Annotated in this window: 27 protein-coding genes; 23 read left to right on the top strand and 4 right to left on the bottom strand. The window is 35.3% G+C overall.

The annotated features are described in order from the left end of the window. The first annotated feature begins 163 nt into the window (after positions 1-163). Complete coding sequence (locus tag EDD71_RS15180; protein WP_166636303.1) at positions 164-400, top strand: hypothetical protein; 237 nt, start codon at positions 164-166, stop codon at positions 398-400. A gap of 276 nt (positions 401-676) precedes the next feature. On the opposite strand, the gene EDD71_RS02715 is transcribed toward EDD71_RS15180, so the two are convergent. Continuing rightward, positions 677-1,588, bottom strand: coding sequence for a LysR family transcriptional regulator (locus tag EDD71_RS02715; RefSeq protein WP_133627209.1), 912 nt, complete (start codon positions 1,586-1,588; stop codon positions 677-679). Between the two features lie 275 nt (positions 1,589-1,863). Between EDD71_RS02715 and EDD71_RS02710 the strand changes: the two genes are divergently transcribed. The 22 genes from EDD71_RS02710 (at position 1,864) to EDD71_RS02605 (ending at position 22,410) form a co-directional block, all read left to right on the top strand. After that, positions 1,864-3,861 (top strand): NAD(P)/FAD-dependent oxidoreductase, encoded by a 1,998-nt coding sequence (locus EDD71_RS02710; RefSeq protein ID WP_133627208.1) that lies wholly within the window; start codon positions 1,864-1,866, stop codon positions 3,859-3,861. Positions 3,862-3,979: 118 nt separating this feature from the next. After that, a complete protein-coding gene (locus EDD71_RS02705) occupies positions 3,980-4,843 on the top strand; it encodes a shikimate dehydrogenase (protein WP_133627207.1) in 864 nt (287 codons plus the stop codon). A gap of 129 nt (positions 4,844-4,972) precedes the next feature. After that, complete coding sequence (locus EDD71_RS02700) at positions 4,973-6,190, top strand: MFS transporter (protein WP_243116377.1); 1,218 nt, start codon at positions 4,973-4,975, stop codon at positions 6,188-6,190. 19 nt (positions 6,191-6,209) lie between these two features. Then, positions 6,210-6,980, top strand: a complete 771-nt coding sequence (gene aroD / locus EDD71_RS02695; RefSeq protein ID WP_133627206.1) for a type I 3-dehydroquinate dehydratase — start codon at positions 6,210-6,212, stop codon at positions 6,978-6,980. Between the two features lie 74 nt (positions 6,981-7,054). Beyond that, positions 7,055-8,266: an MFS transporter gene (locus EDD71_RS02690; protein WP_133627205.1), complete on the top strand. Its 1,212-nt coding sequence runs from the start codon at positions 7,055-7,057 to the stop codon at positions 8,264-8,266. Positions 8,267-8,574: 308 nt separating this feature from the next. Then, complete coding sequence (locus EDD71_RS02685; RefSeq protein WP_133627204.1) at positions 8,575-8,850, top strand: hypothetical protein; 276 nt, start codon at positions 8,575-8,577, stop codon at positions 8,848-8,850. Between the two features lie 429 nt (positions 8,851-9,279). Continuing rightward, complete coding sequence (locus EDD71_RS02680; protein ID WP_133627203.1) at positions 9,280-9,918, top strand: RQC-minor-1 family DNA-binding protein; 639 nt, start codon at positions 9,280-9,282, stop codon at positions 9,916-9,918. A 487-nt stretch (positions 9,919-10,405) separates the two neighbouring features. Beyond that, the gene (locus tag EDD71_RS02675) at positions 10,406-10,705 is read left to right on the top strand and encodes a P-loop NTPase family protein (RefSeq protein ID WP_133627202.1); all 300 of its coding nucleotides are present in this window, start codon (positions 10,406-10,408) and stop codon (positions 10,703-10,705) included. 475 nt (positions 10,706-11,180) lie between these two features. Then, on the top strand, positions 11,181-11,504 hold the full coding sequence (locus tag EDD71_RS02670) for a PadR family transcriptional regulator (RefSeq protein WP_133627201.1): 324 nt from the start codon (positions 11,181-11,183) through the stop codon (positions 11,502-11,504). A gap of 1 nt (position 11,505) precedes the next feature. Beyond that, positions 11,506-11,697, top strand: a complete 192-nt coding sequence (locus EDD71_RS02665; RefSeq protein WP_133627200.1) for a hypothetical protein — start codon at positions 11,506-11,508, stop codon at positions 11,695-11,697. A 41-nt stretch (positions 11,698-11,738) separates the two neighbouring features. Continuing rightward, the gene (locus EDD71_RS02660) at positions 11,739-12,179 is read left to right on the top strand and encodes a hypothetical protein (protein ID WP_133627199.1); all 441 of its coding nucleotides are present in this window, start codon (positions 11,739-11,741) and stop codon (positions 12,177-12,179) included. A gap of 150 nt (positions 12,180-12,329) precedes the next feature. After that, complete coding sequence (locus tag EDD71_RS02655) at positions 12,330-12,755, top strand: hypothetical protein (RefSeq protein ID WP_133627198.1); 426 nt, start codon at positions 12,330-12,332, stop codon at positions 12,753-12,755. Between the two features lie 296 nt (positions 12,756-13,051). Beyond that, positions 13,052-13,261, top strand: coding sequence for a hypothetical protein (locus EDD71_RS02650; protein ID WP_133627197.1), 210 nt, complete (start codon positions 13,052-13,054; stop codon positions 13,259-13,261). Between the two features lie 258 nt (positions 13,262-13,519). Further along, positions 13,520-14,068 (top strand): hypothetical protein, encoded by a 549-nt coding sequence (locus EDD71_RS02645; protein WP_133627196.1) that lies wholly within the window; start codon positions 13,520-13,522, stop codon positions 14,066-14,068. A gap of 345 nt (positions 14,069-14,413) precedes the next feature. Continuing rightward, complete coding sequence (locus EDD71_RS02640; protein ID WP_133627195.1) at positions 14,414-16,306, top strand: sigma 54-interacting transcriptional regulator; 1,893 nt, start codon at positions 14,414-14,416, stop codon at positions 16,304-16,306. A gap of 356 nt (positions 16,307-16,662) precedes the next feature. After that, on the top strand, positions 16,663-17,229 hold the full coding sequence (locus tag EDD71_RS02635) for a putative sulfate exporter family transporter (RefSeq protein WP_133627194.1): 567 nt from the start codon (positions 16,663-16,665) through the stop codon (positions 17,227-17,229). Next, positions 17,230-18,198, top strand: coding sequence for a 4-hydroxythreonine-4-phosphate dehydrogenase PdxA (gene pdxA, locus EDD71_RS02630; RefSeq protein ID WP_133627193.1), 969 nt, complete (start codon positions 17,230-17,232; stop codon positions 18,196-18,198). It abuts the gene before it with no gap. Positions 18,199-18,331: 133 nt separating this feature from the next. After that, positions 18,332-18,961 (top strand): YhbD family protein, encoded by a 630-nt coding sequence (locus tag EDD71_RS02625; RefSeq protein WP_133627192.1) that lies wholly within the window; start codon positions 18,332-18,334, stop codon positions 18,959-18,961. 2 nt (positions 18,962-18,963) lie between these two features. Continuing rightward, the gene (locus EDD71_RS02620; protein ID WP_133627191.1) at positions 18,964-19,698 is read left to right on the top strand and encodes a polymer-forming cytoskeletal protein; all 735 of its coding nucleotides are present in this window, start codon (positions 18,964-18,966) and stop codon (positions 19,696-19,698) included. A 49-nt stretch (positions 19,699-19,747) separates the two neighbouring features. After that, the gene (locus EDD71_RS02615) at positions 19,748-20,746 is read left to right on the top strand and encodes an ABC transporter ATP-binding protein (protein ID WP_133627190.1); all 999 of its coding nucleotides are present in this window, start codon (positions 19,748-19,750) and stop codon (positions 20,744-20,746) included. Positions 20,747-20,754: 8 nt separating this feature from the next. Next, positions 20,755-21,579 carry an ABC transporter permease gene (locus EDD71_RS02610; RefSeq protein WP_133627189.1) on the top strand — a complete coding sequence of 275 codons (825 nt, stop codon included), beginning with the start codon at positions 20,755-20,757 and terminating at the stop codon, positions 21,577-21,579. Between the two features lie 9 nt (positions 21,580-21,588). Then, positions 21,589-22,410: an ABC transporter permease gene (locus tag EDD71_RS02605; RefSeq protein WP_133627188.1), complete on the top strand. Its 822-nt coding sequence runs from the start codon at positions 21,589-21,591 to the stop codon at positions 22,408-22,410. Positions 22,411-22,612: 202 nt separating this feature from the next. On the opposite strand, the gene EDD71_RS02600 is transcribed toward EDD71_RS02605, so the two are convergent. The 3 genes from EDD71_RS02600 to EDD71_RS02590 are packed head-to-tail and all read right to left on the bottom strand — an operon-like array spanning position 22,613 to position 23,877. Further along, on the bottom strand, positions 22,613-22,894 hold the full coding sequence (locus EDD71_RS02600; protein WP_133627187.1) for a hypothetical protein: 282 nt from the start codon (positions 22,892-22,894) through the stop codon (positions 22,613-22,615). After that, entirely contained in the window at positions 22,887-23,333 is a 447-nt protein-coding gene (locus EDD71_RS02595) for a hypothetical protein (RefSeq protein WP_207669261.1), read from the bottom strand. The genes EDD71_RS02600 and EDD71_RS02595 overlap by 8 nt, the downstream gene beginning before the upstream one ends. A 1-nt stretch (position 23,334) precedes the next feature. Further along, positions 23,335-23,877, bottom strand: coding sequence for an RNA polymerase sigma factor (locus EDD71_RS02590; RefSeq protein WP_133627185.1), 543 nt, complete (start codon positions 23,875-23,877; stop codon positions 23,335-23,337). Positions 23,878-24,088 lie beyond the last annotated feature (211 nt).

Raw genomic sequence — 24,088 nt, 5'->3', positions numbered from 1 at the left:
TTTAAATTTAGTCTTAAATTGCAATATTAAATGCAACACTAAGAAGTTCAAAGAGGAATTTGAATTTCAAAATGAAGGAACAGAATATAGAAGCGGAAGGACGATACTCGTTAGATATGTTTCATCGGATAGGATAATTGAGTTTATAGCTGAGAAATTTAAAGTGTCTAAAGTAGACATAAGAATGAAAAACTCAAGGAGAGTTATGAAAGCAAAGGCACTTTTAGTTGTGCTTATGAGGAGTTTATGTAACTTTAGATGTACAGATATATCAAAAACCCTGGGGAACATAACGCAATCAAGGATGTCGAAACTAAGCAGCAGGGGCTTTGCACTTATTGGCGAGAAGGAAGAGCATAGAGGGATTATAAAAGAATTTATGAAGAGTTATATATCTTAGGCATAGATGAACTTTTTTAAAAAAATATAATAGGAATGATGACAGGATATCCCTGTGAGAGACGGAGCTGATTGTCATTAATCGTCCCAAGGGAAATAGATAATGGAATATAACTGTTTTGTTTCAGATTCAGAAAATTAATTGACAAAATACTTACTAAGAGATGTAAGGACGGTTATTAATTATTATTATTTACAGTAATTTGGACAAGTTAAATTATAAACGATACAGTAAATTAACCGTCCCCATTAATTACTTCTCGATTAAAATTAATTATTATAGTGAATTATCTTCAATAAAAAAATGATTTTTGCAGTAATTCACTGCGAAATCTTTGAACCGATGTACTGTAGGGCTCAAATACTTATTTTTCAAATAAGCAAGATAAATAAATCGCTTATGAGGTGGGTTAATTATTGGTAAAATCTTCACATTAAAATGCTTCAGTATCCATATATTTGGTACAACAGCAATGCCATAATCAATGGAAACTAAACCGGCAACGGCACTATCTTCCTCTACTTCACATCTAATTTTTGGTGTAATATTAACTTTGGCAAATAAGCTATCGATAAGAGGGCGAATACCACTCTCTTTATTATAGTATACAAAAGGAAAAGGCGCTGTATCTCTTAAATCGATGCTGTCATAAGCTGCAAGTGGATGGTTGCTTGAGACAATGAGCACCAGTTCTTGCCTGGCCAATGGTATAAAATCAATAGCCGGTTCATTCTTTGCAAGAGAGCAAAATGCCAAATCGAATTTTTCTGCTTTAAGTCCTTGAATAATATTTTTAGTGTTTCCTTGACTGAAGTTAAAGGATATATTTTTATTGGCTTCGTTACTGAAAAAATTCTCAATCATTTTAGGTACAAAATGAGGACCTAATGTATAAATGAAAGCCAAATCAATGGTACCATGAGAGGGGCTTACTAGTTTTCTCAATTCCTTCTCGCCTTTTTCAAGTTCACTTAGCGCAGTATCCACATAATTAAGAAAAAAGCGGCCATATTTGGTTAAACGTACATTCCTTCCCTGCTTTTCAAAAAGATAAGTTCCTAAATCCTTTTCTAATTCTGAAATAGCATATGTTAGAGTTGGCTGAGTAATAGATAACTTTTCAGCTGCCAATGTGTAGTGCTCTAGCTTGGCTAATACTCGAAAATACTCCAGATGTTTTAAGTTCATTGGGGCTCAATCCTTTCCATACTGGATACAAGTTATTATATCAAAATATATAAAAAATTTCTATAAATAAAGCTATAAAGTTTGATTAGATTTATGGTAGTATCCATATTACAATAAAAGTGTGTTAAGCATTTAACACTATTAAATGGTTGTATGTTTGCGATTTAAATATATTAAACAGGTTGAGAAAGTTGATTAAGATGAGTTTTATAGCTATAAACTCAAAGAGTTAAGTGAATTTAGCATATGCTACATTTAAATATGGAGGTAGGGAAATGACAAAATATCCTAATATTTTTAGCCCATTTAAAGTTAAAAACATGACAATAAAAAACCGAATAATAATGCCGCCAATGGGTACAAATTATGCTGGACAAAATGGTGAAATTAATAATGATCACATTAAATATTATGAACAAAGAGCTAAAGGAGGAACAGGATTAATAATAGTAGAAAATGCAGCAGTTGATTTTCCTTTAGGATCAAATGGTACAACGCAACTTAGAATTGATCATGATAGTTTTATACCAGCTTTGTATAGGCTAACTGAAAGATTGCATAAATATGGCGCTTGTGTTGCAATGCAAATTAATCACTCCGGTGCTTCTGCAGTTCCTGAAAGGATAGGTTGTCAGCCAGTTTCAGCTTCAAATATTCCTTCTAAAACTGGTGGAGCAATCCCAAGGCCTCTGGAAAAAAAAGAGATATTGGACATAGTAGAAAAGTACGGCAAGGCAGCAAAAAGAGTACAAACAGCAGGCTTTGATGCAGTTGAAATACATGCTGGCCATTCATATTTGATTTGTCAATTCTTATCACCTATTTATAACAAACGCAGCGATGAATTTGGTGGAAGTTTGGAAAATAGGGCTAGATTTGCAAGAATGGTAATTGACAGCGTAAGAGCTGCAGTAGGACCTACGTTTCCAATCCTGCTTAGAATCAGTGCAGATGAGCTTTTAGAGGGTGGCAATACTTTAGAAGATACATTAAAGATTTTAGAATACTTAAATGATGAAGTTGATATATTCGATGTTTCTGCAGGTCTAAACGATTCCCTTCAATATCAAATAGACAATATGAACCTCCCGGATGGTTGGCGTTCATATATGTCTAAAGCTGTAAGAGATAAGTTTAATAAACCAACGATAACAACAGGAAACATTAGAAATCCAGAAATAGCTGAAAAAATTTTAGCTGAAGGACAAGCTGATCTAATAGGAATAGGACGTGGTTTAATAGCAGATCCCAACTGGGTTTCAAAGGTTAAAAACAATCAAGAGGATATGATAAGAAAGTGTATTTCCTGTAATATAGGCTGTGCAGGTCATAGAATAGGTTTAAACAGGCCTATAAGATGTACTGTGAATCCAGATACAATAAATGAAGATGCTTATAAAAATAAAAAGGTGAATAAGCCAACTAATGTAGTAGTTATCGGTGGGGGAACTGCTGGACTTGAGGCAGCCTGTACCGCTGCAGAGGTAGGCTGTACAACATTTCTTTTTGAACAAAAGCCATATCTTGGCGGACTAGCAAAAGAAATTTCAAAGCTGCCGGATAAAAATAGAATTTCCTACTTGCCTGATTATCTGGTGAAGAGGGCTGAAAAGTTAAAGAATTTAATTATTTATACTGGTACAAAAGCTGATGTCAAAGCTATAAAAAATCTTAAACCCGATGTTATAGTAAATGCTACCGGTTCTAAACCGCTGCTTCCTCCTATCAAAGGTTTATTGGAACGCATCGATAAAGAAGGAGAAAAGTTATATTCAATATTCGGACTTCTAAATAATATTGATAAGTTTAAGTTTAAAAATCTTGAAGGCAAAAAAATTGTAGTCATAGGTGGGGGAGCTGTGGGACTGGATGTTGTAGAGTTTTTTGCTGAAAGAAAAGCAAAGGTTTCAATAGTTGAAATGCTTCCCATGCTTGGAAGAGATTTAGACGTTATAACTAAACTCTCTATGATGAATATAATTAAAGAAAACAACGTAGATGTTCTTACAGAAACAACACTTGTTGAAGTAGCCTCAGACCATTTCAAGGTAAAGAAAGATGATAAGGAACAAAACCTATACTTTGATTACGGATTTGTGTGCCTTGGTATGAGGCCGGAAAATTCTGGATTAGAGGAGCTGCAGGAATATTTTAAAGATGAAGCTGTTGAGGTAATTAACATTGGAGACAGTGCCAGAACTAGAAAAATAATAGATGGCATGGGGGAAGGTAGAGATATCCTTCTGACACTGGAAAAGATAGGTGCAATGTAAATAATGATTACTATAACTTGCTATTCTGCTATGCTAAATTATAGCAGAATAGCAAGAATATAAAATATTAAAAATATGCTTATTTATTACAATAAGTAAATGAAAGGAAGGATTTAAAATGGCTGAACGCATCACTGGAAAAACACAATTAATTGGTTTAATTGCAACACCAATTTCTCATTCTTTATCACCAACAATGCACAATGAAGCTTTTGCAAAACTAGGATTGGATTATGTATATCTTGCCTTTGACTGTGGCATTGAACAATTGGAAGATGTTGTAAAGGGCTTTAGAGCATTAAATCTTCGTGGATTCAATGTATCAATGCCAAACAAAACTGTAATTCATAAGTACCTGGATAAACTATCACCAGCGGCAGAATTAGCAGGTGCCGTTAATACAGTGGTTAACGACAACGGAGTTTTAACAGGTCATATTACTGATGGAGTAGGATATATGCGTTCACTTAAAGAAGAAGGCGTTGATATTATAGGAAAGAAAATGACTCTTATTGGAGCAGGTGGAGCTGCAACAGCCATTTGTATTCAAGCAGCTTTGGATGGAGTAAAGGAAATTTCTATTTTTAACCGTAAAGACGATTTCTATAAGCGTGCTGAAAAAACAGTTAGAGATATAAATGAAAAAACAGGATGCAGGGCACAATTGTTTGATTTAGCTGATACAGAAAGATTGCGTGCTGAAATTGCAGATAGTGTAATTTTAACAGATGCAACTTCTGTAGGTATGAAACCTTTAGAGGATTTATGCAATATACCTGACCCTTCCATGCTAAGACCTGACCTGGTAGTATCAGATGTTGTTTATATTCCTAAAAAGACAAAACTTCTTGAAATGGCTGAAAAACAAGGCTGCAAGATTATTAATGGTTTAGGTATGATGTTATGGCAGGGAGCTAAGGCTTTTGAACTTTGGACAGGACAGGAAATGCCAGTTGATTATGTTAAAGAGATTCTCTTTTAATCAAGAGAATCTTAACAAATTCATAAATTTTTTATACCCTAATTTGTGAAATTTTAAACATAACACGAATAAATTTAAGACTTAGGAAAGAAGTATAACTTCTTTCCTAAGAGATAGGAGGGATTAATCTTGAAAAAAAATAAATATATGCCAACAGCGATTTCGTTATATGTCAACTATTTTGTACACGGCATGGGTGCTATTATTCTAGCACAAAACATGCAATTCTTAATGAAACAGTTTGGAACAGACAAGGCTGGAGTAGCCTATGTTATTTCCGCACTTGGAATAGGACGTTTACTAGTTTTATTCGTTTCCGGTGTATTATCTGACAAGCTTGGTCGTAAGCCTTTTGTTTTTGCAGGAATGGCTGTATACTCAGTTTTCTTTGTAGGAATTTTGTTTAGTAAAAGTGTTTCAGTAGCATTTGTATTTGCACTACTTGCAGGTATGGCAAACTCAATACTGGATGCAGGAACTTATCCAGCTTTAATGGAAGCATTTCCGGAAGCTGCAGGTACTGCAAATGTTATAATAAAAGCATTTGTATCAGGTGGCCAGTTTGTTTTACCACTGCTTATTGGATTTTTAATTAATAACAACTTGTATTTTGGATATTCATTTATATTTTGTATAGCAATCTTTGTAATTAATGCAATATTCCTTATCAAATTACCCTTTGCTGATCAGGCTAAAAAAGAAGAAAAGGCTTCCAGTTTGGATGAAAATTCAAATAATCGCTTTAGAAGTAACCCTAAGTTTTGGGTTGAAGGGTTAGCTCTTATTATAATTGGATATACTGCAACAGCAACATTTTATCTTATATCTGTTTGGCTTCCAACCTATGGTACTGAGGTAGCCAAGATGTCGAAAAGCGCTTCCTTAACTTTAATAAGCTATTATAGTATTGGTTCTCTTTTATCTGTATTTATTACATCATACCTGGTAAAAAGCTTGGTGAAGCCTGTAGTTTTTGTATTTATCTATCCACTTTTTTCATTAATGTCTCTTTTACTTCTATGGCTAGTACCAACTCCTACTGTTTGCATTATAAGTGCATTCTTAATTGGATTTACAGCAGCTGGAGGAGTACTGCAGTTAGCGTTAACAACAATGGCCGAACTGTTTCCTTCAAATAAAGGTAAAATTACTGGTATTGTTTATACTGCATCGAGTTTGGCAACCTTTACCATCCCAGTAATGACTGGTATTATATCTAAAACAAGTATTAGCAACATAATTTTGCTTGATATCATTATAGCAGCTATAGGTGTTCTATTAGGATTAATTGTTAATGTACGCTATAGAAAGGTTATGAATGTAGAAGCTAAGCCAATAAATGCTTAGATTTAGAAAGGGGATAGAAATGACTAAAGTAGTTAAGATTAGAGATGTTGTTATTGGTGAAGGTATGCCTAAAATTTGCGTGCCAATGGTAGGGGAGACTATTTCTCAGCTTATTGAAGAGGCTAATTATTTAAAAGGTCTTGATTTAGATGTTGTAGAATGGCGCGTAGATTTTTACGAAAATGTTACTGACATCGATAAGGTTAAAGAAGCATTACAGGAGATTAGAAAAGTTCTAACTACTCAGCCTATAATTTTTACCTTCCGCAGTGCTAAAGAAGGTGGACAGAAGGAAGTAAGTACTTCATATTATGTTGAATTAAATAAAGCTATAGCTGCAACAAAGCTTATTGATGTTATTGATGTTGAACTATTCAACGATGAGAAGGATGTAAAGGAGTTAATTGAAGCAGCCCATGCAAATGGTGTAGCAGTTATTATATCTAATCATGATTTTCATAAAACACCAGCAAAAGAAGAAATTATATCACGCTTGCGAAGAGCTGCCGAATTAGGAGGAGATATCCCTAAAATTGCAGTGATGCCTACTTGCACTGCAGATGTAATCACACTGTTAGATGCCACACGTATTACAAGAGAACAATATGTTGATGGTCCTATAATCACAATGTCTATGGCTGGAAAAGGTGTTATAAGCAGACTCTCCGGTGAGCTCTTTGGTTCTGCGTTAACATTTGGTGCAGCTAAAAAGGTTTCTGCACCAGGACAAATTCCTGTGGTAGATTTACGTAAGATCATTGAATTACTTCATAACAACCTGAAAAAGTAATTTATACCGCTAATATAATAATCTATTAGTGGTCTCTTTTGCAACACAATGTATGATAATAATGGGAGGAAGCCATGTTTAAAAATGAGTATTTTACAACGGCATTAGGGATATATATAAGTTATTGTATGTTAGGTATGATCCTAATTTTACTTTCATCTAATATGGCATTTTTAACAAAGCAGTTTAACACTGATGCCGCAGGAATAAGCTTTCTAATTTCTACGGAAGCCCTGGTACGTTCGGCAACATTATATGCTGCTGGAAGGCTATCAGATAAATTTGGCAGAAAGAAGTTTTTATGTTTAGCTCCAATTTTAATGGTAGTTTTTTTACTAGGCGTACCTCTTTCAACAAGCTATGAATTAGCTATGATATTTTCAGCATTTGCAGGTATATCTCATGCTTTTATGGATGCTGCGAGCTATCCTTCTTTAATGGAATGTTTCCCAAAGACTCCAGGAACAGCAAATGTTTTAATAAAGGCTTTTGTAGCCACTGGAGGGGCAGTTTTGCCATTTATCATAGCATTTTTTATAGGGAGAAATATGTTTTATGGAAATACGTTCTTTGTAATAGCTTTATTAGTATTTTTAAATGGGTTATTCATATTTAGCAGAAAGTTCCCAAAAGTAAATGAACCCAATAGTACAGATAATAGAGTAAAATTAGAGAAAAAGTTTGCAGAAGAACCTGTATTTAAAAAAGAAGGTATAGCGCTAATAATAATTGGTTTTACTTCTAATGCTATTTACACAGCATTTACAATATGGATACCTACTTTTGCAAAAAAGGTTTTAGGTATGAGTCAAGTAAGCTCCTTAAAATTTATAACTTATTATAGCATAGGGGCTATTGTTTCTGTTTTAATATTAGCAATACTTTTACAGAAAACAATAAAGCCTGTATCAGTTACAGTGGCTTATCCAATAATAGGACTAACTTTACTTATATTAGTATTAGTTTTTAAGACAACAGCAGTTACAACAATAGGTTTTTCTTTAATAGGATTATCGTCAGCAGGAGTGCTGCAAATGGCTCAAACAACAATGGGTGAGCTTTTCTGGAAAAATAAAGGTGCGACAATAGCCTTAGTTTCTACCGCCAGCGGTGTAGCAGCAGCAGTAATTCCAGCTTTAACAGGTCTTATTTTAAGATATTATGGTATTTTATATGTATTCTATTTTATGGTGATCGTATATGTAATTGCTATTTCAGCAGCTGTTTTTGTGAAGTTAAGATATGATAGAGTTGTTGTGAAAGAGAGATATGTGATTAAAGGGTAGGTTGTTTATCAACAAAATAAGTAAATAAATTTATAAAATCATTGCGCAGCAAGCAGTCTAATCACGCTTGCCGCGCTTTTTATTTAATCCTCGTCATCCTCAAAAAGATCAATCTCGCTAATACTTCTGCTCATGACATGAAATATTCATTATAGGTCTTTTCCTTTGCCTTTCAAGGCATAAATGTCATCCCAATTCTATTGCTATTTTATTGAGGTGGTATTAATTGTACTTAGTTGTTACTTAGGTTTGTGTGTCTTTAAACATTCATAATACATATATTAATATTGAGGGAGGGATAATTTATTATGTATTTAGGAATAGCAGCACTGTTGATCATCATTATTGCATATTATTTTTTCAACAAAGAATATGCTAAAAAACTGGCTCTTGAATTCATGTTCTATGTTGAAAAGAAGGCTGAAGAACTTGCTATAACAGAAGGAAAAGAAAAATTCGAATGGGTAGTTTCACAATATGAAAAATTACCGGCTTATGTTAAATTAATGATAAGCAAAGAAAAATTTAGAGAAATTATTCAGCAACTTTTTGATGAAGCTATTTCGAGATTAAATAATCAATAAGAGATGTTTTTTCGGTAAATTTCCTTTTGTTTCTTGAGGTTTTGTAACGTTCCAAGTAGAAGAAAATTCATTAAATCTACTTGGAATATTTTATGTTAATTATTATGTTGAATTTATAGCCTTTGGGGTGTCGCTTGATTAGTATATCAGCGGTCTCCAAAACTGCTGGCCTGAGGCTCGAGTCCCTTCGTTTCCTATAGACAAAATCTTCTTGTTTCTGCATTGATATCTATTCATTACTTTATAAAGAATTTCACCGTTTCGCAAATATTATATTAACTGATGCCTTATACTGCAATTCTACTTGGATTAGATGAATATTTAAATTGGAATGGATGTGGTTGATATGCAACTTATTTTTATGTAGTATAAAATTATATTGCCACATTAATAATTTAAAGTTGATTTTTACTACAAGGAGCTTATATTATGGCAAGGAAAAAGAGAGTATCCTATACCCTTGATACAAAGGGAATAAAAAGCCTTGATGAGGAAGAAATAAGGGCAATTCTTAGGGCTGCAGACGAAATAATAGGAAATGCAGGCAGAAGTATGCTTGCTAAAATCCTAAAGGGTTCAAGGGACAAAAAACTTCTTGAACTTGGATTGAACAGCTGTTCTGTATACGGCTTTTATAGCAGATTAAAGCTTGAGGACATAACAGCAAGAATAGATTGGATGATAGCAGAGGGCTACCTTGAAATAAAATACTACGGAAAACTTCCGATGATCATTTTCTCGGAAATGGGATGGGAAATGGAAAGGGAAACATATGCCGGGGAGCTTTTGAACAAGCTTATGGACCTATTTGAAAGCGATGATTATTCCTTTGTAAATGAACTTAAGGATAGAAATAGAGGAATGATACTTCTTCTACTTCAAAAAATAAAAGATTCTAAGGATACACGCTTTATACCAATTCTTAAGGCTTGGGGGGAAATAGAATATAAAAAGGTACGAAAGGCAATATCTGAGGTTATAAATTATATAGTTAAGGAAAACACTGTATCTGATAATGTACTCATTTTGGATGCCTATAGGAAGGGAAAAGTTACGCATGGATATTAATAAGCACCTAAGGGTGACGATTAATGATATTGTAGGACAGCACACAAAATAGATACTCTCTACCCTTCAGGTCAGTTATGTTCTAATTGTGGGCACCAAAATACAGAGGTAAAAGACTTAAATATATATGTTTCCAATTATAAAATTAAAAATAAAAGGAAGTAGAAACCTATATAATTCTCCAAGTTATGAATTAAGGTAATTTTATTTTTAAACTTGGAGAATTATAAGAGAATGGGCATGTCCTAAAGGAGGTACCAACCAAGATAGAGATATTAATGCAAGAGAACTATTCTAAATCAAGGGTTAAAAGAGTTAAAAATGTTGGTGGTATAAGCCTGTTGAGAAGTACGGTAGAAACTATCGGAATTTAAGTCTGTGGAGATAATAGATTGAGAGATCATTGATGCAGGAAGTCCCATTTGAATTTATGGCCCATGCCTATGGTATCAAGGGTCATAAGTAAGAGGTTGAAAGGCTTTTAACGATGTGCAAACTCTGGGACAGGAAGGATAAGTATGGCAGTGAGCTTTCAAAGTGGATGATGCAGAAGGTGAGTATATGCAGCTGCCTCATTACTCAGCTTAAGATAATACTTATAAATGAGCCTGTGATAGGGCTTGGCCCAAAGACCATAAAGATTACTAAAAATATAAATATCCGAACTCAAGGGAAAGGGTGTATCCATACTTATAAGTACGCATCTTCTGGATTCGGTTCAGGATTTGTGAGACAGGATACTCATTATGAAGGATGGAAAAATAGTTTGCACCCGCGACAGGAATGACTTTGAAGAAGGGGATACTTCCCTTATAGTTACACTAAAGCTTGAAAAGAAATTGCTAGTGAAATTAACATAGTAAAGATTTAAAACAAAGGCTTTCTGTGCTGAACTTTAAGGAATTAATAGAAAAGGATGGGGATTTGGACCTATTCTTTTCGTTAATACTAAAGCCTGAATCTCCCTAACTTATCCATCATGTCCCTGTTCATTTCTATAAGAATTTTTGCAGACTCTGCTACTTCCACCTAAGAAAAAATATTATATGCATTACAAGCATAGGAAAATTTCATGCTTTATGCTTGTTTGGAGAAGTTTTTTTAAGGCAATTAGCGGTGAGATTAATTATTTATCCATAGGTTGTTAGCGATCCTCCATAAACATGAAAAAATTATCTTATTTTCATTAAGCAGCACTTTACATCAACACTACCTTGCAATACAATATAGTTAGGTAATATGTATTGCAAGGTAGTGAGGGTATGGCTAACAGGACACAACTATTAAAGGGTATACTTGAGGGATGTGTATTGAAAATAATTGAAAATCATGAAACCTATGGGTATGAAATAGTTGAAAAACTTAAAAATATTGGGCTTATTGATATTAGTGAGGGAAGTATTTATCCTCTTTTAATAAGGCTGGAAAAGGCAGGGTATCTTAATTCCCAGTTTAAGGAGTCTCCCTTCGGACCTAAGAGAAAATATTATACCCTGTCAAAGGCAGGAGAGGACGAACTTAAGGACTTTGAAAATATGTGGACTGAAATGAAAAATATTGTGGATAAAATAATGGGGGATGAGTAAAATGGGTAAGATTAATAAGTATGTTAAAGAAACAAATCATTTTAAGAGTATTCTTAGAGAGGAATATCTAAAGGTATTCGACGAAATTATATCCTACATAAGAGCATCAGAGCTTCCAGAAAGTGACGCAGAGCTTTTAATACAGGATATTCTCAGCAACTTCCTTGAAGGACAGAAAAGGGCAGGAGTGTAGATGAAATAATAGGGGGTGACTACAAAGCCTTCTGTGATGAGATGATAAGGGAAATTGCAGGAGACAGCGACACTAGAAAAAGAATGTTTTTCAGCAAAATGTTCATATTCTTCCAGATAATATTGCTATTAACGGCAATAGATTTTGGTATAAGCGTTTTAGTTGATGGCATGCTGATTAATAAGCGCATTAATCTTATATACAGCATAAGGATTTATAATGTGCTTTTGTGGGGTATAGGAGTAATAGTAATCAAGTGGGTATTCTATGGAGTCAAAAAGTCAGCCTTTAAGGGCAAACCAGTGGTAACTATGAGGGATAGATTGACATTTGGAGGCCTATTCGCTTTACCCGTTATTTTATTACTGGTTTTGAAGTACATGAAGCTAGATAACATAGTTCTTTTTTCAATAAATGGATTAGTTTTTATATTTATTCTTCTAGCTCTAACATACGCTTTTAGAAGGGCATCTTATAGGTGACAGGCACATGAGTTATTTATGATATAGTTGTAATTATCTTCTATATTATATATTGAATCCATAATAAAGTATTTTCGTACCAAATTAATTTAAGGCTCTGTTAAAAAACAATGTTCAAACATATTTATAGTATAAGAAAGGAGTAAAAATATGAAAAAAAGAAAAGCTTTCTTGAAATATTTTATACTTATTTTAGCAATAAGTAATCTAATTATTGCTATTAGCAGATTCAACATACATAAACAAAGAGGCTACTACATAGGAAAAATTGAAAGTATAAATCAGAAAGACGGCATTGCCACAATGGAAGTTTCTCCCATATCAAGTAGGCGTTATTTTATATCTGAAATCAAAGCAAATCATCAGATAAAATATAAATTAGATAGTATATCGGTTTCAGGAATAGCCGACCCAAATAAAAAACATAAAATACCTAAATTGGGTGAACTTGGCGAAATGGTCAAAAAATTTAAAGTAGGTGATACTATTATATTTAAAGTTGCGAACAATCACTACGATAAGAATGAATATATTTTAGAAATTGAAGAACTTGCAGTAGACCTAACTTTGGAATAATTGCTTTTTATACAAATAAAAAAGAACATAATATTCTTAAAATATGAATTGAGGAAATTTTATATTTATAAATCTTTGATATAACTAACTTTTTCTTAATACAAAAGAAATTTATCCTAAATGTTGAATAAATTAAATGGCACCAAAATAATCCAACAAAGATGTGAATTCCATTTATCTATATTCGACAAGAATGCTTTTTATCCTTTGAAGAAATTATAAAATTCAGAAAGAAACAAAATTACAAATGGTTTTGGCTCAACTTGATTTTAGTATTTTCACCAAAATACTTTATTATGGATTCAATATATGATATAGAAGATAATTACAACTATATCATAAATAATACAGAGGGTCAGGCAATTATAGCCTACAATAAAAGAGGTAGTTTTGCTCCGCCTGAAGGATTGAATGAAAACCTTCATCCGGTATGTTCAATGGGTTATGAACTTACCTACTGGGGAAAGGATGAAGATTACCTCAGCTGCTTAATACAAACTTATTAATTTTTAGTTATCCACAGGTAAGTTGGATAGCTTATTAAAGTGCACTTAAAATTACAAAAAATTATGCACGATCGAGGATTTGCATAAATTTGAATTGTGCAATTTCCTCAATTACCATCAATACAAATATGTGGTATAATATTAAAAATAATTAAGAATATGTTGTATAATATAGAAATAATTGGAGGATATAACCAGTATAAGTTTATGCGGTAGTTATGTGAAATCTATAGGTTTATTTTATTGGAGGGAATGATCTTGCTGGATGACAAAGAAAAAATGATAAAAGCAAAAGAAATTCTGCAAAAAATAGCAAATGGTATTAACCCTGTAAATGGAAAACCCATAAATGACGAAAGCTTTTTAAACGATCCAAGAATAATACGGTGCTTTTTTTATGTATCGGATGTATTAAGCAAAGTGATTGAGGGGAAGGTTAACAAAACTGGTAACAAACCGAGTAAATTTATCATTACGGATGAGGAAAAGAAATTGGTCGTATTTCCTGAACGTAAGATTGGAGTAAATGAAATTGCAAGATGTATCAATAGTGTAATTGATTTAAGCAGGAGTAAGAAATTAACTGGTGTTGAATTAAACAAACAGTTAAAGAAAATGGGTTTATTAAGTGAGCATAAAAATGAGCATGGAAAAATGCGAACCGTGATCAATGAGAAGTCAAAAGATTATGGAATGGAAATCGAAAAAAGAAATTATAACGGAAACGAATATGAAATGGTAGTTTTCAACGATATTGGAAAGAGGTTTATATTAGATAACATAGACATGATTATGAATTATGAATGATAGACTTCACCTATCGCATCAAATTATTGGAGGAGTATTTTAACAAGGCACTCTCGACGCCACCAATCTGTTCATGAGCTTGGCAGGTTTATTTTTAGTACAAAAGTATGTTATAGATGATTTGAACATTAAGGGGAGAAGTGTCTTTTTTATCTTTGCAGTATTAGTGACAGTGTTTTCTTCAATTACAGGAATGACTGCAAGGAAATATCTTAAAATTGTATTTCAAGGTTATATTTGATATTATCGAAAAAGAAGAAAAATTTATAAAAGGCAGAATATGTGATTAAAATGTGATTTTACAGGATCTTGACGTAATGATGAAAATATCGGGAGGCATTATGTATGGGCGAAATTGTGCTTATTGCTCCCTATGAAAATCTGGGGAATATGGCCAGGGAGGTTATCAAGAAAAACGGCTTTGATATTGATGTTGTCATAGGGGATTTGAGCGATGGTGTAAAGGCTGCACAGAGGGCCGTAAAGGAAGGAGCTCAGGTTTTAATTTCGAGGGGAGGAACCTACACCATGATTAAGGGGGCCGTGGAGGTTCCGGTAGTTGAAATAAAGATGAGCTCCTTTGACATACTGAGGGGATTTAAAAATTTAATGAAATACCCGGGGAAAATAGGGGTTGCCGGATATAGAAATGTCATCTACGGATGCGATACGGTTGCTGAGCTTTTAAACGTCGATGTTGAGATGTTTCTTTTTGATAATGAAGTAACTGCCCCATTGGTGATAGAAGAGGCGATTTCTAGAGGCATTAAAGTTTTTATTGGAGATGCCATAGGATATAAAAGTGCCAGGGCATATGGCTGTGAAAGTTATTTAATAACCTCCGGAAAGGAGTCTATATATGACTCAGTACAGGAGGCAATGAGGATACTTGAGGTGACTAAAACTGAAAAGGCAAAGGCTGAAAAATTTAAAACCATTTTGGATTTTATAAACGATGGAATACTTGCTGTAGACAAGCATGGTATAATCACCACTTTTAATCCGGCAGCTGAATGGATATTTCAAAGGAGGGCATCGGAGGTTGTCGGAAGAAAGGTAGGAGAGGTTATTCCCAATACCGGCATGCTCAAGGTTATTGAATCTGGGAGCAAGGAAATAGGCGTTCTGCAGGATATAAACAGGTGTAAAATAGTCACAAACAGAGTTCCTATTGTTGTGGATGATAAGATAGTCGGAGCCGTTGCAACCTTTCAGGATGTTACGCAGATACAGGATTTGGAGTATAAAATAAGGCGTGAACAGGTTAAGAAGGGTTTCGTTGCAAAGTATAACTTTGATAATATAGTTCATGTAAGCAGGGCGATGGAGGAGTGCATTGAAAGGGCTAAAAAGTACAGCAAAATAGATTCTCCAGTTTTAATCCTTGGGGAATCCGGTGTAGGAAAGGAACTATTTGCTCAGAGCATTCATAATGAAAGTCCAAGGAGAAATGGACCCTTTGTCGCTGTAAACTGTGCAGCACTTCCGCCAAATCTTCTTGAAAGCGAGCTATTCGGATATGTTGAGGGGGCCTTCACGGGGGCAAAGAGAGGCGGTAAACCGGGGCTTTTTGAACTTGCCCACAAAGGAAGTATATTTCTGGATGAAATAGGGGAGCTTTCAATGGAATTTCAGGCAAGGCTTTTGAGGGTTCTTCAGCAGAAGGAGGTTATGAGGATTGGGGATGATAAGGTAATCCCCATAGATGTAAGGATCATAGCTGCAACTAACAAGGACATCGCCAAAATGGTCAGTGAAAATAAGTTCAGGGAGGACTTATATTACAGAATTAACATACTAACCCTTTACATACCGGCATTAAGGTTTAGGCGGGAAGACGTTATTCCCCTTATAAACCATTTTATAAATAAGTATTCTCTTAGATATGGCAAAAATATAACAGGCATAAGCAGTGAAGTTCAGGATTATTTATTATCCTACAATTACAGGGGTAATATCAGAGAGCTTCAGGGCATTATGGAAAGGGCCGTAGCTCTTTGCGAAGGGGATATAATACAGCTAAAGGATGTAGAAGCTGTTTCTAATGTAAAAGAAGACACAACTATAAATAAAGAGTTTTGTGATGATGTTCCACTTATAAGCCTTCGGGAGCTTGAGATAAACTATATAAATAAGGTAATAGAAAAGTGCTGCGGAAACATAAGCGAGGCTGCAAAAATACTTGGAATAGATAGAAGCACCATCTGGAGAAAGCTTAAAAAGGACACTGTTGTCTAATACAATAGTGTCCTTTTTGCAACATCAGAAAGTTGCATTATGCAACGAGAGAAATCCAAAATTAATGAAAAATCATTAAATTAACTCGTTGTGCTAGATAAATTTACAGATCAACACTGCGATAAAAAATATATTTCATTCACCAGTACGCTTAGCAAAGAAGTTCTAAGGCTTGGGATTTGAAAAATCAAGAACTTTCGTTAAACTCGCCTTGCTTAAGCCACGAAAGTTCTAGGATTTTTCTGCATCCCTTCGCCAAGAACTTATATTTGATCGCTTTATGTGAATTTCATATATTTTTTATCGACCCTCTGCCCCTGAACTAGCACAAAGTATTACATTAGGTTTGGCATGGTATTTGCATAAATATACTAAGAAGAAGTACACATGGAAATAATGAAAACTATTCAAAAGGAGTTGCCTTAACCACGAACGATGGGCCCTTCTATACAATGATAGTCCTTGGAGCAGCTCTTGACTTTAAAACCATAATTAAGGCAGGAGCTCCTGGATTACTCCTTGGATTTATGGTGGTTATTTTAACAGGACTTGCTGGATATTATACTTATTCACTTTTTGGCGTAAAGAAGGCAGTTGGTGCTGCAATCGGTACAACAGATGGAAGCGCGGTAGCAACGCCTTCAGCTATTGCAGCAGCTGATCCAAGGCTTGCAGACATGGAAATAGTATCGAAGGTTAAGGTTTCAGGATTGTTTCTCACGGGGGGAGATACTGCAATTGGAGTAATTAAAAACCTGGGGTCGGGAGGATCAAAGATATTAAGTGAACTTCTGCCTGGAATACCACTGATGTCCTTAAAGGGAGGAAATTGGGACGGACTTAAGGCTGTAACAAAGGCAGGAGCCTTTGGGAAGGAAGATTCAATAGATTACTGTATAAAAAGGTTAAAGGAGAAATGCTAAATGTATCTGATAGGAATTACAATGGGAGATCCGGCAGGCGTCGGACCAGAGGTTACACTGAAGGCAATAACTTCAAAGCACAGCTTTAAAGCCCAATACGTTATCTATGGGAGTGTTAAAGTTATAGAATATTACAGAAACCTGCTTGGGATAGAGCTTCCCGTAAATAAAATCTCAAGGGCCGGCGATTACAAGGGCGGCAGAATAAACGTTATAGACGTTGTAGATATTGCTATGGAGGACTTTGAAATAGGAAAGGTTTCACCAAAATGCGGTGATGCAGCCTTCAGATATGTTGAAGCTGCTGTAAAGGATGCCCTAGAGGGGGATATCAGGGCAGTAGTTACTGCACCCCTTAACAAGGAAGCCCTTCACCTAGGCGGGCACAACTTTGATGGACACACAGAGATATTTGCAAAACTTACAAATACAAGCAAATACTCAATGATGCTATTTGGAGGACCACTTAAGGTTATACACGTATCAACCCATACATCCCTTAGAAACGCATGTGACAGGGTAAAGAAGGAAAGAGTTTTTGATGTTATAAACCTTGCAAACGATACCCTCAAGAAAATGGGCATAAAGGAGCCAAGGATTGCAGTTGCAGGGCTTAATCCCCATGCAGGAGAATCCGGCATATTTGGAGATGAGGAAATAAAGGAAATAACCCCTGCAATAGAAATGGCCAGGGAAAATGGAATTAATGCAGAGGGGCCTGTTCCCCCTGATACTGTGTTTTTAAAGGCGGTAAAAGGTAAATACGATATCGTTGTGGTCATGTACCACGACCAGGGTCATATCCCGGTTAAGCTTCTCGGCTTTGATACAGGAGTAAACATGACCGTTGGCCTTCCAATCATTAGAACCTCCGTCGACCATGGAACTGCATTTGATATTGCAGGAAAGGGTATAGCAGATGAAAAGAGCATGATAGAAGCTATGAAAACTGCGGAGATGTTTAATTAGGTGCCAGGCTCGTGACAAAGATTCCATTTGTCACGAGCCTGGCACTTTTCTTTAAATATTTTCAAAAAAATGGTGATGGCATTTGCAATATAACAGTGTTATGTTATACTGAAAATGAAAGGAGGATATTTCCATGGAAGAGGAACTTATATCTAAGAAAGAGCTTTTAGAGCTAACGGGTATATCCTACGGGCAACTCTATAGATGGAAACGAAAAAATCTTATACCAGAAGAATGGTTCATTAGAAAATCCACCTTCACAGGACAGGAGACCTTTTTTCCAAAGGATAAAATCCTTGAGAGAATAGACAAAATCAAGAATATGAAGGATGATTTATCCCTTGATGACCTTGCAGACATATTCTCACCTAAGCCTGCAGATATTTTTTTAAAGGGTGAGGATCTTGTTAAAAGAAAAATTGTTTCATCAATGGCCCTTGATATATATATGAATATAAGGGGGAACACAGAAGTTTTTTCCTTCGAAAAAATTCTGTCTGTGGCAGTTTTGGAAAAGTTCCTTCAAACAGGTTCTGTAAGCATTGAGGAAAGCAGTATAATACTTCAAAATCTTGAGGACGGCTACAAAAACTTCAAGGATAAGAATTGTGAGATGGTTTTCATTAGGAAGCTTGGGGTTGCAACTTGCTTTCTTTTAAGTATTCCAAATGAACTATATATCGAGAAGACATCAAAGCTTGTAGAGAGAGTCAATATTTCAAAACTTATTGAAGAAATAAAAATTAAGCTGGGAGGTATATGATTATGGAATTTGAAGGAAGACAGGATTTAAAAATATCGGGTGCAGGCAGCGCATCCGGCGGAAGCTATAACGAAGTCAGGATAAGCGGTGCAGGAGAAATTAAGGGAGATATTGATTGTAATGAATTCAAGGTTAGCGGTGCATCAGAAATAAAAGGAAACGTTAAGGCCAAGTTTGCACGCATAAGTGGTGCATCGGATATAAGGGGTAACCTTATAAGTGATGAAATATTGGTCAGTGGTGCCTCAAACGTTGGAGGAGATGTTATTGCTAAGAGGGTAAAGATATCAGGAGGATCAAATATTAAGGGAAACCTTTATGTGGAGGACGTTGAAATATCAGGAGGAATAGAGATAAAGGGGGATTGTGAAGCTGAAAACTTCGCAGCAAGGGGAGGATTTGATATTGGTGGCCTTCTCAATGCAGGAAATGTTGATATTAGAGTAGGAGGACTCTGCAGGGTTTCTGAAATTGGCTGCGAGAGGATAGAGGTAAAGGTTGCAGATTCTGGTTTTTTTGCACTCAAGAAGCTTATAAGCGATATATTTAACTTTAGAAGCAGCTTAAAATGCACAGTGATAGAGGGAGACGATATATATCTTGAAGCAACAACAGCAAAAATTGTAAGAGGAAACAATGTTGTAATTGCTTCGGACTGCGAGATTGAGCTTGTAGAATACAAAAACGATCTTAAGGTACAGGGAAATGGAAGAGTAAAGGAACAGAGAAGAATATAAACACTGCGAGTTAAATTGCTTATTTTTATTTAGGGATGGTGATGGTTATATGGAAACAGCTGTTGAGGTTTTAAATTTAAAAAAATATTTTACAAGCTATAAAAAGAAATTGTTTAAAAGGACAGAAAAAAAAGAGTTTAAAGCTGTTGATGGGGTTAGCTTCAACATATACAAAGGCGAGATATTTGGGCTCCTTGGTCCTAATGGAGCTGGAAAAACAACGATCATTAAGATGATAACGGGACTTCTTCGTCCCACTGAAGGTAGTGTAAAGGTCATGGGAATGGATGTAGATAAAAACCCTATGGAGGCTCTGGGAAGCATTGGAACTGTTCTTGCGGGGGATAGAAGCGTCTACTGGAAGCTGACTGCAAGGGAGAATCTTGAATATTTTGCTGCACTTTACGGATGTGATAGAAGGGAAGCTAAAAAGCGTACAACAGAGATTTTAGAAAAGCTTGGGCTTATTGAAAAAGCTGATGAGTTGGTTGAGAAGTTTTCTACCGGAATGAAGCAGAAGGTTGCCCTGGGAAAGGCACTTATTCCAAACGCTCCCGTGGTTCTTCTTGATGAACCAACCCTTGGACTCGATCCACAATCGGCTCTTAATCTTAGGGAAATTATACTCCAGCTAAAAAAGGAAGGAAGAACTATACTTTTAACAACTCATTACATGGAGGAAGCTGATTTTTTAAGTGACAGAATTGCCATTATAAACGGGGGAAGGATAATCGCTCTGGATACTCCTGAAAACCTAAAGAAGAGCATCAATGAAGTTAAGTCTGTGAAAATTGAGCTAACAGGTGTTGGGGAAAAGCTGATTGAAGAGTTAAAAGGACTTAATGGTGTGAAGAATGTTATAAGCAGTTACGATGTTAATAAAAGGTCATATACCCTTACAGTACATCATGTAGACGGAGAAGCTTTGATGCAAAGGTTTATTGATATCATATCAGAGAATAATTCAAGAATACTCAATATCAACGTATTAGAACCATCCCTTGAAGATGTGTTTATAAATCTCACAGGCAAAAGCCTTAGGGAGTAGGTGAAGCTATGAGGAGAATAAGAACTATTGCTGCTGTTGCCCGTAAGGAATTTATAAAGATGGTGAGATATCCCACCTGGGTGATACAAATGTTGATCTGGCCCTTAATATTTCCATTATTATATATTTTGAGTGCCCATGGATTTGCAGGACCGGATAAATCAGGACTTGAGCTGTTTAAAGCAGCCACAGGCACCGAGAATTACGCAGGTTTTATAGTTGTAGGAATTATGGCCTGGATGTGGGTTAATATAACGATGTGGAGCTTTGGAAGCTATTTAAGGGAGGAACAGATGCTTGGAACCCTTGAGTCGAACTGGCTTTGTCCTATTAACCGTTTTGATTTCCTCATAGGAGCCAGCCTGGTTTCAGCCCTTCAAGGTCTTTTTATAGCAGTGGTATCCATGCTTGAATATAGATTTATATATGGAATACACTTTGATGGAAATGTATTTTTATGGCTGCTTATGTTCCTTGTTACGGTTCCGGCAGTTTATGGGATGGGGATGCTTTTTTCAGGCGTTGTTCTATGGCTTAAGGAAATAAATGCAGTAGTAAATCTTGTAAGAGGTACCATGATGGTACTCTGTGGGATAACCTTCCCGACAGCAATAATGCCTGGCTGGATGCAGATCCTTTCAAAGGCACTTCCCTTTACCTTTGGACTTCAGGCTGCAAGGACTGTAATGGTAAAGGGAGGAACACTTAAAAACGCTTCTGGCGACATATTCATGTGCCTTGCGGAAGGGATATTGTTGCTTTTTCTGGGGAGAATTGTATTTGATAGAATAGAAAAGAAGGTAAAAATCTCCGGTTCTCTGGAGAGGTTTTAGGGGGGCCTTATGAAAAAAATATGGAATGTTTTCAGAGCAAGATTTTCAATAAGCATGAAAATTTACTTTAGATATCCTGTAAACTTCATTATGACTCTATTTGACCCCATAATTTGGCTTACGCCATTTTATTTTATGGGAAAGAGCTTCAGCAGTGGAGGCAGCGTTGTTGGTTTTGAAAGATATACAGGAAACTCGGATTATATGGGATTTCTCATAATAGGATATATGATAACAAGCTATGTGAGCACAGTTTTCTGGACCACTGGCTTTTCCCTCAAGGAGGAGATGCGCCAGGGAGTGCTTGAATCAAATTGGTGTGCTCCAGTCAATAAAATAGTTATGCTGCTTAGTAAAACGGTGTTCTATTTCTGTGCAACTACCTTTGAGATAATATTAACCTTTATCGTATGCCGTATTGCCTTTGGGTTTAAATTGTCTTCAGACCTTTTTCAAGCAGTAGGATTTTTAATTCCAGGTATCATAGGCATGATAGGCATTGGAATGGCTGTTGCAGCCCTTGTGCTTGTTGCAAAGGATGCGAACCCCATAATAGACCTTGTAAACTCAGTGCTTTCAGCATTATCTGGCAGTTTCTTTCCTGTAAAGGTTATGTCCAAGGGATTTTTATTCGTTGCACTTGCCATTCCATTAACCTATGTATATGACAGCAGCAGAGCAATTCTTATAAATCAGGTGCCATTATTTCCACTTTGGCAGGAACTTATAATAATTATATGTGCAATGTTTATATTATGCTTTGTTGGAAGCTTTATTTTTATCAAGGTTGAGAAAAAGTGCAGAAGCCTTGGAATACTTGGGACGCACTAGTGTGATATGGTCAAGAACGTACGCTTGCAATTGGAGGCTGCATAATACTTGTAGATACGAAAAAGGCACTGTGACTTGTTTAGCACAGTGCCTTTCTTATACATCAACTGCCTTTTTCATTATTAACTTTTTAAATCTTATCTTGTCAATCTGTAAGTTTCTCTTTGATGCAACAGCAGAACCCCCTCAGAGCTTCCATTTATTAATTCACTATCTTAAACTCCTTAACAATATTATCAAACCTTGCTCCATGTCCTTCACTTGCTTCCACAAAGTACTGCTGCTTGATAACAAAGGTACCTCCCTTTGTATTGTCTATGAGGTAATACTTAATCACCTTATCATTCCATTTATTTCCTCCTTGGGCCTGAATGAGTATTGCATTAGTAGGTTCTGTAACCTTTCCCCTATTATTTACGATTTTAAAATCTTTTTTAAGAGCTTTTTCTATTTCAGCTGATAAATCTTCAGGCTTCTTAATCAAGCACCTGCTCTATTGTCATGGATACCTCAGGAAGGTTTTGTGCTACATTTTTAGGAGTTATTACATCCTTACCATCAATGTTATCCATTTTATACATTTCCTTGTCTAAATATATAATATATTTCATTGGGCTTATTTCAAGGTCAACCTTGGTTTTCTCCCCTGTACCCTCAAGGTTTTGTTCTATTGTTTTGTTAGGCACAAAAAGTTTTCTTATCTTATCAGCTGCAGCACTTCCATATCGAGTGTTTGCAAGTAGTATAATAACAAGGACAGCGGCTACGATTCCATACTTTAAAAAGCTTCTTCTTTTTATAGGAATCACCTTTCTTTCTTCTAGATTCAACCTATTCTCTATGTTCTTCCAAACCATATCCTTAAGCTCGACAGCCTCATCTGTTCCCTTAAGCAGGACTTCTTCAATTTTTTTATCCTTCATATCATCCATGGTGTTCACTACCTCCTTCTAATAGTTCAATATACCTTCTAAGTTTTTGTCTTCCCTTAAAGAGTCTTGATTTTACCGTATTCAAATTTATTTCTAGAATTTGTGCTATCTCACCTTCACTAAAACCCTTAAGATATTTAAGCACTATGGGGATTCTATTGATATCATCAAGTTTCTCTATAGCCTTATATAGACTTTCATATTCCTCAAACCTATACCTATCCTCATCACAACCAGGGAGTCCACTTTCGATAAAGTCATCCATAGGAATTGTTTTAGAATTTCTGCTTAATATTCTATTGCATTCATTGATCAGGATCCTATAAAACCATGGTTCAAATGTTCTATTTATGTCAAACTCACCTATATTTTTATAAACTCTTATAAAGGTTTCCTGAACAGCATCTGCAGCATACATCTTATCCTTAGTAATTGCCATTGCGGTCCTTAATGCAGATTCAGAATATTCATCATAAAGTTTTGCAAAGGCGTTTTTATCGCCCTGCTGTATTTTTAATAATATGTTTTTTTCCACATCTACACCTCCTTAGCGAAGCTATAAGCATATTCTAGCCAAAAACCGTGATTAATGACTACTTTCATATATATATACCCTGTAATAAGGTAAAAAGTTTTCACTCAACTGAAAGTTGAGTATAATAATTAATCCTGCAAACGTAAGTGATAGTATAATTGCAATGTCTTTAGTAAAAGAACTTAGAGAATTCTATGGTTCGGTATTTTGT

Origin of the sequence: Fonticella tunisiensis (genome assembly GCF_004364155.1) — a bacterium.
In the GTDB taxonomy this organism is placed as follows: domain Bacteria; phylum Bacillota; class Clostridia; order Clostridiales; family Caloramatoraceae; genus Fonticella; species Fonticella tunisiensis.
The sequence above is the reverse complement of the archived record's forward strand: the minus strand, read 5'-3'. Positions and strand labels throughout refer to the sequence as shown.